Annotated in this window: 11 protein-coding genes; 3 read left to right on the forward strand and 8 right to left on the reverse strand. The window is 33.0% G+C overall.

Features of this window, described 5'->3' with window-relative positions; genetic code table 11:
* Nucleotides 1–2 precede the first annotated feature (2 nt).
* From recO to K0R77_RS12050, 4 genes are read right to left on the reverse strand one after another with little or no spacing between them, the layout of a single operon-like run.
* Entirely contained in the window at nucleotides 3–689 is a 687-nt protein-coding gene (gene recO, locus K0R77_RS12035; protein WP_300352514.1) for a DNA repair protein RecO, read from the reverse strand.
* Nucleotides 689–2,959 carry a hypothetical protein gene (locus K0R77_RS12040; protein ID WP_300352515.1) on the reverse strand — a complete coding sequence of 757 codons (2,271 nt, stop codon included), beginning with the start codon at nucleotides 2,957–2,959 and terminating at the stop codon, nucleotides 689–691. Before K0R77_RS12040 ends, recO begins: the two co-directional genes overlap by 1 nt.
* A 1-nt stretch (nucleotide 2,960) precedes the next feature.
* Complete coding sequence (locus tag K0R77_RS12045; protein WP_300352516.1) at nucleotides 2,961–3,911, reverse strand: bifunctional UDP-sugar hydrolase/5'-nucleotidase; 951 nt, start codon at nucleotides 3,909–3,911, stop codon at nucleotides 2,961–2,963.
* Nucleotides 3,911–4,666, reverse strand: coding sequence for a 5'-nucleotidase C-terminal domain-containing protein (locus K0R77_RS12050; protein WP_300352518.1), 756 nt, complete (start codon nucleotides 4,664–4,666; stop codon nucleotides 3,911–3,913). The genes K0R77_RS12045 and K0R77_RS12050 overlap by 1 nt, the downstream gene beginning before the upstream one ends.
* A gap of 170 nt (nucleotides 4,667–4,836) precedes the next feature.
* On the opposite strand from K0R77_RS12050, the gene dapA reads away from it, so the two are divergent.
* The 3 genes from dapA to K0R77_RS12065 all read left to right on the forward strand — a co-directional run bounded on the left by dapA (nucleotide 4,837) and on the right by K0R77_RS12065 (nucleotide 7,162).
* Nucleotides 4,837–5,709: a 4-hydroxy-tetrahydrodipicolinate synthase gene (gene dapA, locus K0R77_RS12055; RefSeq protein ID WP_300352520.1), complete on the forward strand. Its 873-nt coding sequence runs from the start codon at nucleotides 4,837–4,839 to the stop codon at nucleotides 5,707–5,709.
* A gap of 279 nt (nucleotides 5,710–5,988) precedes the next feature.
* Nucleotides 5,989–6,489 carry a GNAT family N-acetyltransferase gene (locus K0R77_RS12060; protein WP_300352522.1) on the forward strand — a complete coding sequence of 167 codons (501 nt, stop codon included), beginning with the start codon at nucleotides 5,989–5,991 and terminating at the stop codon, nucleotides 6,487–6,489.
* A 10-nt stretch (nucleotides 6,490–6,499) separates the two neighbouring features.
* Nucleotides 6,500–7,162 carry a hypothetical protein gene (locus K0R77_RS12065; protein WP_300352524.1) on the forward strand — a complete coding sequence of 221 codons (663 nt, stop codon included), beginning with the start codon at nucleotides 6,500–6,502 and terminating at the stop codon, nucleotides 7,160–7,162.
* Nucleotides 7,163–7,171: 9 nt separating this feature from the next.
* On the opposite strand, the gene K0R77_RS12070 is transcribed toward K0R77_RS12065, so the two are convergent.
* The 4 genes from K0R77_RS12070 to K0R77_RS12085 form a co-directional block, all read right to left on the reverse strand.
* Nucleotides 7,172–7,663 (reverse strand): hypothetical protein, encoded by a 492-nt coding sequence (locus K0R77_RS12070; RefSeq protein WP_300352526.1) that lies wholly within the window; start codon nucleotides 7,661–7,663, stop codon nucleotides 7,172–7,174.
* Between the two features lie 19 nt (nucleotides 7,664–7,682).
* Complete coding sequence (gene recG, locus K0R77_RS12075; RefSeq protein WP_300352834.1) at nucleotides 7,683–9,767, reverse strand: ATP-dependent DNA helicase RecG; 2,085 nt, start codon at nucleotides 9,765–9,767, stop codon at nucleotides 7,683–7,685.
* 113 nt (nucleotides 9,768–9,880) lie between these two features.
* Nucleotides 9,881–10,414 (reverse strand): thioredoxin fold domain-containing protein, encoded by a 534-nt coding sequence (locus K0R77_RS12080; RefSeq protein ID WP_300352528.1) that lies wholly within the window; start codon nucleotides 10,412–10,414, stop codon nucleotides 9,881–9,883.
* 29 nt (nucleotides 10,415–10,443) lie between these two features.
* Nucleotides 10,444–11,922 (reverse strand): peptide MFS transporter, encoded by a 1,479-nt coding sequence (locus K0R77_RS12085; protein WP_300352530.1) that lies wholly within the window; start codon nucleotides 11,920–11,922, stop codon nucleotides 10,444–10,446.
* Nucleotides 11,923–11,965 lie beyond the last annotated feature (43 nt).

Raw genomic sequence — 11,965 nt, forward strand, 5'->3', positions numbered from 1 at the left:
ATTTACTCAAAAATCTGCTGAATAATTTCTAATGAATTTGGAGTTTTAAAGTCCGGAATATGATAATGATAATATACTAAAATGCTGTCTAGAAAATTTTTTCTTTTTGATGACGGAACCTTGATTTCATAAGGGTTTTGTGATGAAATAATACTTTTCCACAATAGCGAATTTTCTTCATCAAAAATAGGGTGCGTAGAATTATAGATAAAATTTCCGGTTTCCGGATCAAGAAATTTTCCGTCTCCTAAAAGTGGTGCAACACCCTGGATTTTTAAAATTTTAATTAAAAAAATAAGATGCGACTGGTAGTTTTTATTGCTGAGTTGGTTTGTGAATTCATCAATTGTGGTAAACAGGGCTAAATTTTTATTTTCATTTCGTAAAATCTGATTGAGAAAATCTGAAATAAAAAATACAACCGTATTGGCTTTAATGTCTGTATACACATCATGCAGATTGAGCAACTCAAATCCTGAGACAGTCTGCATTCCGCTTCCTTTACCAAGCCTTACTGAGAAGTTTAATTTATTTAACGGCAAAAGAAAAGCTTTCTTCTTATTTTTTTGAGAATAAATTCCTTTGAGAAAATAAGTCTGAAAACCTTCCTCTTCTGTAAAACAATGCAGGATTGCATCGTTTTCGCCATATTTTATAAAAGAAAGTAAAAAACCGTTCTGAGAATTCATTAATTGACAACGGCTATTTTTGCAGTTGCTTTATCGCTTGCATCTTCATTCGTCATCAGCACAAAATAAATTCCTGATGCCACTCTTTTTCCTTTTTGATTATTAAGATCCCATTCGTAATATCCTGTTCTCGCAACGGCAGAATGCACAATGTTTCCTGCAGCATCTGTGATTCTGATATTGGTTTTCTCTGCCAGTCCTTTGATGGTCACTTTACCTTTAAACTGAGCATAAACTACAGGATTCGGGTACACTAAAACATTCCCGAAATTGGAAGTCACATCTGCAACATCACCTTGATAAGTTACAATTCCGTCGTAGGTAACGAAGTAAACTTTTCCTGTTTTTTTATCAACTTTAATATCTGTAACCGTATTTGTAGGAAGTGGTGAATTTTCTTTTGTAAACCTTTTAATAACCTGCTCACCGGAAGCTGAAAGATAATAAACTCCACCACCATCGATGGAAACCCATTTTTGATTTCCGGCATCAACTTCTATCTGTAAAACCTGAGAATCTCTGAATAATTCTTCTGCAAGACCTCCTTGTTCAATCACAATTGGCTCCATTTGAGGATTATTGTCAACTTCTGCAGCAGCGTTGGGAAGAATTCTTAGCCCAACATCAGTCCCTATCCAAGCATCATTTGATTTGTCAAAAGCGACAGATAAACTTCCTGTAGCAGAACCTGGTAAACCATTACTTTCGGCTAAAACGGTGAAGGTATCGTCGTTAATACTCTGTGTTTTTTTTGTGTCATACACTAAAAAATTATTGGATCTTGGAAGCGGAGTCCAGAATTTATTTTCGTGATAAACCGGCTGCTGTACACCATTACTAATGATACCTACTGCATATTTTATTAAAAAATTATCCGCTGCTCTGTCATAATAAGCAAAACCCGGAGTTGCTGCGTTGCTTCCAGCAAATGCCAGACTCGCAAACATATTGTTTTGATCATCGTACGCAAAGCCTACTGCCCTGTTAACAAAAGGATGAGGAGCGTCTAATTCGTATCTTTTAATAAATTCAAAATCTTTAGAACCTGCATTGTATTTCATTTTATAAATACCATACCCCGGAGCAGTATTGTAGTTTGTAAAGTAAACTTCAGAAAAATTATTAGGGTCTGCAATAGCATCCAAAACATTAAATGCTGTAGAACTGCCTACAAAATAAGAAGGATAAACCCACTCTGTACCGGTAAAATAATAAAATCCCGGATTTTTTGCATTATTGAAACCCTCGTTGAAATTATTGATTCTTGAGCCGGTAGAAACCAAAAGCTGATTTTCATTGAAAATTCTTATTTTGTATGCAAAATTTAAATATGGTCCATCTGGTTTATAAGCAATATTGTCTTCACTTTTTAAACCGGATAAAATTGTTCCTAAATAAATTTTTGAACCTACTTTTGTTGCGGTATTGCATGCTTCTCCTACTGTGACAGAACCTGCAAAAGTTCCGTTGGTATTGTAACTGTAAATTCTGCTCGCATCTGTGATGACGATATTGTCTGCATTGACAACAACATCATTTACACTACCAAAAATTTGTGATAAAGGTGTAGAAACTCCATTGTTGTAGATGTATGTCGTTGTTGGTGAAGAAAAGGACACTACATTTTCAGAGTCGATTTGGGTGAAATTCCCTGCCAACTCAGTAGTCCATGTAGAGAATACAGGAAATGTTGTATTGAGCTCATGAGTTTTTAAACCTGTATTGGTCACCGAAAAAACTTTGTTGTCTTTTATCGTCGCCTCATTACTTGCCTGATAAACTCCGCCTGACACAAAAAATGCAGAGTCACCGAATTCTTTCTTTTTTAAATCAAAAATAGAAACACCATAACCTACAGAAACAACAGCTCTGTCTCCGCTTATTGAGATATGATTAATCTTTTTGCTTCCATTGTAGCCTGTTGCGATAGGGATATCGACAACATAAGTAACTCCTTGTGGAGTAATAACATCTAAAGCTCCGTTTTGATAGCCAACTAAGCCGATTTTTGTCTGAGGATTGTAGTCAAAAGCGGAAATTTTGACTTCGTGAAGTCCGTTTGCTTTTGAGAGTTTTGTAATTTCTCCTGTTGAAACAGTATAATAAAAAATTCCGTTTTCTGTAGCAGCTACGATTTTTCCATTATCTTCTTTTACTGCAAGAACATTGTTGTACGAAAATAAATCTGCCCATTTTTTTGAAGAAATATTCTGCGCACTTACAAGCTGCAAGGATGCTAAAATACCAAGAGAAATTAAAATTTTTTTCATATTATGCTATTATACTGCTGTCAATTACCTGATTATTCCAGGAGATATTTTGTACATTTTTATTAGAATCAAAAAAGAAGTCTATTCTTCCCAAAAGAAGACCTGCCCAGCCAACCTGGTTGACCAAAACATTTTTTCCCTCTCTGTTTTTATAAGTTTCAGGTGCCGGTAAAAATGTGTGGGTATGGCCGCCTAAAATTAAGTCAATATTTTCTGTTTTCGAAGCTAAAATTTTATCACTTATTTTTTCAGGCTCGTCTGTGTAATCATAGCCAATGTGAGAAAGACAAATGACAAGGTCGCATTTCTGTTCGTTTTTCAGGAAATTTGAGTAATGTTGAGCAACATCAATCGGATCTGTCCAGATAGTTTCACCGTATTGCTTTTTACCTACAAGTCCTTCCAGTTTAATTCCTACACCAAAAACCCCGACCTTGATTCCATTTTTATTGAAAATTTTATACTGCGAAGTTTTTCCGTCTAAAATAGTATTTTTAAAATCATAATTCGAACAGATAAAAGGAAATTTAGCATTTGGTAAAGCTTTCAAAAATCCATTTAAACCATTGTCGAAATCATGATTTCCCATTGTGGAAGCGTCGTATTTCATCATCGACATCAGTTTGAATTCCAGTTCGCCTCCAAAAAAATTAAAATAAGGAGTTCCCTGAAAAATATCACCGGAATCCAACAACAAAAGATTGTTTTCTTCGCCTCTGATTTTCTGGATCAAACTTGCTCTTCTCGCAAAACCTCCCTGATTGGGATTTCTGGTGTAGCTTTCATCAAAAGGTTCGATTCTGCTGTGTTGATCGTTAGTGTGAAGAATGGTCAATTTATTGGCAGATTTAATAGAATTTAAATTCAATTCTTCTGCCATCATCAGATTCGGAGCCAAAGTCATTGCTAAAGTTCCGCCTGTTATTGTTCTTAAAAAGCCTTTTCTATCCATTACTTCTTCCCGATAAAATTTAAACGAATATCTTCTTTTGGATTGATCTGCTGATTTTTTTTAAAATACTCAATAAATAAATCTCTTAATTTAATTCCTGTCGAAATATATTCTCCTTTGCTGAAAAACTTCATATTGTCACCACCCAAAGCCAAATAATCAGATGTTGCAATGTAATAATCCTGCGAAGGATTTACTGGTTGTCCGTTGATTAAAGTTTTGGATAACTGTCCGTTATTTGTTTCAATGTATAAATGAGAAACAGGATTATTGACTTGGTTTTTTGCGTAATAATCAAAAAGTCCCTGCAAATCTGTTCCTTTCATTTTCACAATAATGACTTCATTTTCGAAAGGCATTACTTCAAAAACGTTTTTTAAAAGTATATCACCTTTTCCGATTGTTGTTCGGATTCCGCCAATATTGATCAAAGCAGCATCTATATTATTTTTAAGATTGGTTTTTGCCCATTGATCAGCTCCATCAAACGTGTAATCTGCTAAAAGGTTTCCCAAATTGCTGTTATCCCCCTGTTTTGTAAGATCTACATTGGTGTGAGAGATTTTCTGATTCATCTCTTTATCCAATTTTTCTTTGTAGGGATTGATCACTTTTACAAATTTCTCATCATTTTTCAGCTCGTTATTAATAGAAATATTCTTTTGAGTCTGCACATTGGCAACCTGCAACGAAGTCGTTTTGCAGGCAGTGAGCAAGATCAAAGCAATTCCTAATAATAAGAATCTATTTTTCATATGTTGTAATCATTTAATTTAAAGATCATACAGAATCACTTTCAGTAGTCGATGCGATTTCATAATTTCTTTTAGTATATGCAAATATAATTATATGTATAATAAAACATTATTAATTATGATAAATTCTTGGTCTAATTTATTAAATTTGGAAAAAATATTTCTAACAGATGAGCATTTTAAAAGGAGTAGGTGTTGCTTTGGTAACGCCCTTTAATGAAGATTTATCCGTAGATTTCGAAAGTTTGACAAAACTTGTTGAGTACAACATCGAAAACGGAACCAACTATTTGGTGGTATTGGGAACTACAGCGGAAGCTGCTACACTTTCTTCTGAAGAGAAGAAACAGGTAGTTGAGCACATCATTAAGGTAAATAATAAACGTCTTCCATTAGTTTTAGGAATTGGCGGAAACAATACTCTTGAAGTCAAACAGCAGATCGAAGAAACAGATTTGTCTGATTTTGAAGCAGTTTTATCTGTATCTCCATATTACAACAAACCAAATCAGGAGGGGCTTTACCAACATTATAAAGCTTTGGCTTCTACTGGGAAAAATATCATCATTTACAACGTTCCATCTAGAACCGGACAAAATGTTGAGGCAGAAACGACTTTACGTTTGGCAAATGAATTCCCAAATTTATTCTTGATTAAAGAAGCTGCTCCAAATATTCTTCAGTATTTTGATATTTTAAGAAAAAAACCTGAAGGATTTAATTTAGTTTCGGGAGATGATGAATTTACGCTTCCTGTAACTTTAGCTGGTGGAAACGGAGTAATTTCTGTTATAGGACAAGGTTATCCGAAAGAATTTTCGACCATGGTTCAATTGGCTTTTGATAAAAAAGTAGACGAAGCTTACGAGATTCACAATAAATTGGTAGAAATCACAAGACTGATTTTTGCAGAAGGAAATCCTTGCGGAATTAAAGTGATTTTAGCAGAAAAAGGATTGATTAAAAATTATTTAAGACTTCCATTAGTTCCTGCTTCAGAAGGACTTTATGCTAAGATCAAAGCTGAAATGGCAAAAATTTAAAAGAAAATAATTTTAATAGCATAATTAATTAAAATTCAGTTTGTCATGCTGGAAGCATCTTTGTAAAGCTATTTAGATTCCTACGGAATGACAAACTTTGTATTTAATTATAATATAAAAATGTGAAATTAAAGTGGAAGGTTTATGCTTTCCACTTTTTTAATAATATCACTAGATAAATCTTGTGAACTTTGCTGAGAAAGCTCTTGAGATTTAGTAGTCAAAAAAATTTACGCTCTCGTATTAAAAATTTAATCTAAAGTTAAAGCATCAAATATTATGAAACTAATTAAAGCAACAGAAAAAGATATTCCTTTAATTCAGGATTTAGCAAAAAGATCCTGGGAAAATGCCTACGCAGAAATACTTTCCAAAGAACAGATGAAATATATGCTTGAAACAATGTATTCCGAAGCTGAAATTTCAGAGCATCTTAAAAACTCTAATTATCATTATTTTTTGGTTTTTGATGAGGTTTTAAATTCATTTGATGGATTTTTAGGCTACGAAAATCATTATGAAAACCAAACAACAAAACTTCACCGAATTTATTTAGTGCCTGAAAGTAAAGGAAAAGGTTTAGGTAAAAAAACTTTGGAATTTTTGAATGAAGAAGTCAAAAATAGCGGAGATAACAGAATTATTTTAAATGTAAATAAATACAATTCTGCAAAAAGTTTTTATGAATCTCAAGGTTATCAGATTTACGATGAAGGAGTTTTTGATATAGGAAATGGATATGTGATGGATGATTATTTGATGGAGATTCTCATAAAATAAAAAATCTGTTATGAAACATTTATTATTAGTTATAGCAATCTTGGTCTGCAATAATTGTTTTTCGCAAAATGATTTGGAACTTAAAATAATTAATGACACGATTAAGAAAGTTTCAGGATTTGACGACAATAACATTTTTTATGCTCTAAAAAATAATTCTGATAAGACTTATTTAATAATTTTAGATAATAATGAATTCAATGAAGACGGGGAGTATTATGTAGAGCCACAGTTTGTTGGATTTCCTGATTATTATATTTTTGAAAAGAAAACCTTACTACCTGTTCAGTACGCATTTCATAATGGTGAAAACAAATTTGAAGTTGATAAAAACAGCAGTGATTTTAAAAATTTCAGGCGCTCATATTCTAAATTTTTTAGCCGGCAAGATTTGCAAATTGCGTTTCGAATCAGTAAAAAGATTGTAAAACTAAAACCACTAGAGGAAAAGTACTCTTCAACGAAAGTAAATTTTCCAGCCTATAAAAGAAGGTTTATTGATTTGAAAAACAAATCTGAATATTATTTCCAAATGAGCCTGCAGATACCAAAGTGTATTGTTGATAAATATTATCAACCTATTAGAGCTAAAAATAATAAAGATTCTATTTTTGTGGGACAGATATTTTCAAATAAAATTCCTTTAATTTATAAGGTTTACAATGATAAATAACTGCAGTTTTTACTTTTTATTTAAGTTTTCTAAATATCTTTTTTTACAGGAATCAAATTTCCAATAATTACCAGTATTTAATTTGGTTTCATTAAATTTAGTCCAAGACTTGCCTTCTCCAATATATTTTTTATCCTCAAAACCTATATAATTTTCATAAATATCAAAACCAACTTCTGAATAGTGAATAATTAAAAAATTGGAAATTTGAAGTTTTTCAATAATCTCCAAAATATATAAATCTTCGAAAGTATTTAATCGGTTACAGATATCTTCGAAATATCCACTTTCCAAATCATCTGAATAAAATTCTTTAAAAAACGCTTCAAAAATTTTATCAAAAGAACTCTCTTCAAGGCAAATGTCTTCAATCATTTTTGCTTCCCATCCATCATCATCGGTCGGGATAATTAAAAAATTCTCTTCATAGAAGTGAGGAACATCAATTAGAAGTGTATTTATTTCATCTTTAGTGATGATTAGTGTAATTCTATGTGCCATTGTTGTTATGAAATTAAATTTACGAAATCTTACTCCACTTATTTTTCCCTTTATAATACTGTAGATAATAATTTTTAATAATCTGATGATCAGGTCTTGAAAGCAAAGGATCGGCTTCAAGAATCTTCTCCACCATATTTTTGGTGTTTTTAATGATTGCCGAATCATTGACCAAATCAAGTCTTTTGAAATCTACAACACCACTTTGCTGAGTTCCCAGAATATCTCCCGGACCACGCAATTGCATATCAACTTCAGAAATTTTAAAACCGTCATTGGTTTCGGTCATGGTTTTGATTCTCGTTCGGCTTTCCGTCGATAATTTATCGGATGTCATCAGAATACAGTAACTCTGTTCTGCACCTCTTCCGACACGACCTCGCAACTGATGAAGCTGTGATAAACCGAATCTTTCTGCACTTTCAATCACCATTACAGAAGCATTCGGAACGTTGACACCGACTTCAATTACAGTTGTTGCAACCATAATTTCTGCTTTTCCGGATGCGAAATAATTCATGGCGATGTCTTTTTCATCAGGTTTCATTCGCCCGTGAAGCATTGCAACGTTGTAATCTGAAAAAGATTGCATGACATGCTCTAAACCTTCCATTAAATTTTTATAATCCAACGTTTCAGATTCTTCGATTAACGGATAAACAAAATAAATTTGCCGACCTTTTCTGATCTCATCACGACAGAAATTATAGACATAAGTTCTGTCTTTTTCTCTGCGGTGAGCCGTTATGATCGGTTTTCTTCCGACAGGCATTTCGTCAATTACAGAAACATCAAGATCAGAGTAAAAACTCATCGCCAAAGTTCGCGGAATCGGTGTTGCAGTCATTACCAAAATGTGTGGTGGAATTTTATTTTTTGCCCAAAGTTTTGCTCTTTGCGCAACTCCAAATCGGTGTTGTTCGTCGATGATTGCTAATCCGAGATTTTTAAATTTAACTTTATCTTCCAAAACAGCATGAGTTCCTACCAAAATCGAAAGTTCACCGTTTTTTAACTCTTCGTGAATGACTTTTCGGGCAGAAGCTTTTACGGAACCTGTCAGAATATTTACTTTGATTTCTGTGTCTTTGAGTAAGTCTTTGATTCCGTTGTAATGTTGTTGGGCAAGAATTTCTGTCGGAGCCATTAAGCAACTTTGAAAACCGTTGTCGAGCGCAATTAACATCGTCAGTAGAGCAACCATTGTTTTCCCTGAACCGACATCACCCTGTAAAAGTCGATTCATCTGAATAGGCTTTTTCATATCAAGACGGATTTCTTTTAAAACCCTTTTTTGTGCATTGGTCAATTCAAAAGGAAGATGATTTTCATAAAAATCTGTAAAATAATCTCCGACAATAGGAAACGGATTTCCATGTGATTTTGTTTTATGATGAGCCTTTTTTAAACCAAAACCTAGCTGGAAAAAGAAAGATTCTTCAAATTTTAATCTGAAATCAGCTTTCTCGAAATGTTCTAAGTTTTCTGGAAAATGAATATTCAGATAAGTTTGTTGTCTCGATAAAAATTTCATCGATTTTATCATGTATTCCGGAAGATTTTCCTGAATTAAATTAGGAATTTCTTTGCAGATATTTCGCAGAATTACCTGAAAGAATTTCTGATTCAAACCTCTTTTCGTCAGTTTTTCCGAACTTGGATAAATGGGCCTTAAACGATTGTCTTTTTCTTTGTTTTCATCCAGTTCAATTTCAGGATGCGGCATCGAAAACTGATTATTGAAAGCATTGATCTTGCCAAAAATGAACACTTCACGATTCACCGGAAGCTGTTCTTTCAGCCATTTTGAGTATTGAAACCAAACCAAATCCATACTTCCTGTGTCATCATTGAATTTGGCAGTCAGTCTTTTTATTTTCCCATTATGAATTTCCTGAACGTTGGAGATTTTGCCTTTCAATTGAATTTCAAGATTGCTTTCCTGAAGATTTCCGATCTTATACAGTTTGTTTTTATCAATATATCGGATAGGATAGAAGTGCAGAAGATCTTCCACGGTAGAAATTCCCAACACATTTTTGATGAGTTTGGCTCGTTCAGGACCGATTCCTTTGATGTATTCTATGGAAGTTTCTAAAGTCAATGGGGTAGAAAGCCACGAATTTCGGGAAAATTTAGAAATAAAAAAAGCTTTCAAATCTGAAAGCTTTAGTTGTAATTTATTTATTCTCGCTGATTACTAAGATTTCAAAGAAGCTACTCTTTGATGTTTGATTTAAATTTTTTCTGAAAATCTTCCCATTCCTGTCTTGTTTTAATTTTTTTAAACAGGTCATCTGAAATCAAAGTAAGGTATGGTTCGAGTTCTTTTGCAGACAATTCACCCTGTAAAATAGTAATCGGAGCTCCGTTTTCGTCTAAAAATACGGTACTTGGAACAGCTCCTACATTCATAAACTGTGTAAATTCATGCAATGAGTTTCTTCCTTTTTTATGTGCGGTATTTTCATTTGAAAATTTTCTTCCAAAAATTTCGATCTGCTTTTTTTCTTCTGCATTAAATTTTACAGGATAATAATTTTCATTTAAAAACTCTGAAATAATGGGATGTCCGTAGGTTTTTTTATCCATAATTTTGCACGGTCCACACCAATCTGCATAAAAATCAATCAGGATTTTTTTTGGTTGAACTTTCTGTGCGTTTAGGGCTTCTTCGATCGTCATCCATTTTACCTGAGCAAAATTTAAACTTATAAAAAAAAGGAACAGTATGGTGGAAATCTTTTTCATGATTTAATGTTTGTACAGGTTACTGATGTTTATTTTACTTCCTGCATCAGTTTTTTGACTAATGGAGATATCAAAATCAGTACCACTCCGGCAATTAATGCATAAATAGCAAGTTGATAGTAACCGTCTGTATATGATTGTAATTTAGATACTAAATCATTTCCTGTATTTGATTTTGAAATTTCTGCACCCAGTTTTCCTGCTGCCAATTGTCCAAATGCACTTGCCAGAAACCAAAGTCCCATCATCATTCCGAATAATCTTTTTGGAGATAATTTGGTGATGATTGACATTCCGATTGGTCCCAGACAAAGTTCACCAATTGTAGTGATAAAATATGCGAATGCAAAAACATTTAAAGAGGTAATACCTTTTACATTGGCAAAAAATTTAGTATAATAAAAAATATAAAATGAAGCTGAAAGGAATAAAAACCCGATTCCGAACTTGATAAGTGTGTTGGGTTCTAGTTTTTTCTTTGCCAGCCAAAGCCAAAGCAAGCCGATAATTGGACTTAAAATAATAACAAAAAGCGTATTTGAACTGTTGTTGACAACATTTGGATCTATATTAAATCCTAATAAATTGTGATCTAAATTGTCTTTCGCAAATAAAGACAAAGAACCACCACTTTGCTCATAAATTGCATTAAATAAAAAATAGAAAAAGATAAATGCAAATGCGGCAATCAGTTTTTTCTTGTGGCTAACCTGCTCTAATTTTAATAATTCAAAAATAAAGTATCCGACAGCGATTATTCCTATAGTATACATGAAATAATCTGTATAGTCAGTATTTTTAACCATTATAAAAATCAATGGAATGCTTAAAATTGATAAGGCATAAACTGCAATTTCTCTGATTCTTCTTTTACCAGAATCCATTTTCATTAACGGGGAATTACCAATCGGTCCTAAGTTTTTCTTAGTAAAAAGAAAAGTAAGCAAACCGATAATCATCACTACTGCTGCGGCAAGAAAACATAAAGTCCATGAATGGTATTTTCCTAAATAGATGCACAAAGCACCTCCTAAAAGTCCGCCAATATTGATTCCTGCGTAGAACATACCGTAGCCGGCATCTCTTCTCGGATCTTTTTCGTCGTAGAGCTCTCCAACCATCGATGATACATTTGGTTTGAAAAATCCCGTTCCAATAATAGAAAATGCAATACCATAATAGAACATTTCTTGTGGAGCTAAAGCGATCAATAAATTCCCAAGAATCATGACGATACCACCGAAAAATAATGATTTTTTAAAACCTAAAATTTTATCAGCAAAAATTCCGCCTATAAAAGTGAAAGCATATACAAAAGCCTGAATGGCACCATATTGAAGATTGGCAACGTCATCTTTCAGCAAAAGCTGATCTACCATGAAAAATGTCAGAACTCCTCTCATTCCGTAAAAACAGAAACGTTCCCACATTTCTACGGTAAAAAGTGTCCATAATTGTTTTGGATATTTTCCTTTAAAATTTTGTATTTCTTCTAATGTTAAGCTCATAGGTAAATTAAGTTATTTGAAGTAATGATTAATTGATAAGTAA

This window comes from Chryseobacterium sp. (assembly GCF_029240215.1).
Lineage (GTDB): Bacteria > Bacteroidota > Bacteroidia > Flavobacteriales > Weeksellaceae > Chryseobacterium.

What these genes read in the sequence shown, in the direction of transcription:
- recO (WP_300352514.1), bottom strand. Translation starts at nt 689, where the DNA reads ATGAATTCTCAGAACGGTTTTTTACTTTCTTTTATAAAATATGGCGAA.
- K0R77_RS12040 (WP_300352515.1), bottom strand. Translation starts at nt 2,959, where the DNA reads ATGAAAAAAATTTTAATTTCTCTTGGTATTTTAGCATCCTTGCAGCTT.
- K0R77_RS12045 (WP_300352516.1), bottom strand. Translation starts at nt 3,911, where the DNA reads ATGGATAGAAAAGGCTTTTTAAGAACAATAACAGGCGGAACTTTAGCA.
- K0R77_RS12050 (WP_300352518.1), bottom strand. Translation starts at nt 4,666, where the DNA reads ATGAAAAATAGATTCTTATTATTAGGAATTGCTTTGATCTTGCTCACT.
- dapA (WP_300352520.1), top strand. Translation starts at nt 4,837, where the DNA reads ATGAGCATTTTAAAAGGAGTAGGTGTTGCTTTGGTAACGCCCTTTAAT.
- K0R77_RS12060 (WP_300352522.1), top strand. Translation starts at nt 5,989, where the DNA reads ATGAAACTAATTAAAGCAACAGAAAAAGATATTCCTTTAATTCAGGAT.
- K0R77_RS12065 (WP_300352524.1), top strand. Translation starts at nt 6,500, where the DNA reads ATGAAACATTTATTATTAGTTATAGCAATCTTGGTCTGCAATAATTGT.
- K0R77_RS12070 (WP_300352526.1), bottom strand. Translation starts at nt 7,663, where the DNA reads ATGGCACATAGAATTACACTAATCATCACTAAAGATGAAATAAATACA.
- K0R77_RS12080 (WP_300352528.1), bottom strand. Translation starts at nt 10,414, where the DNA reads ATGAAAAAGATTTCCACCATACTGTTCCTTTTTTTTATAAGTTTAAAT.
- K0R77_RS12085 (WP_300352530.1), bottom strand. Translation starts at nt 11,922, where the DNA reads ATGAGCTTAACATTAGAAGAAATACAAAATTTTAAAGGAAAATATCCA.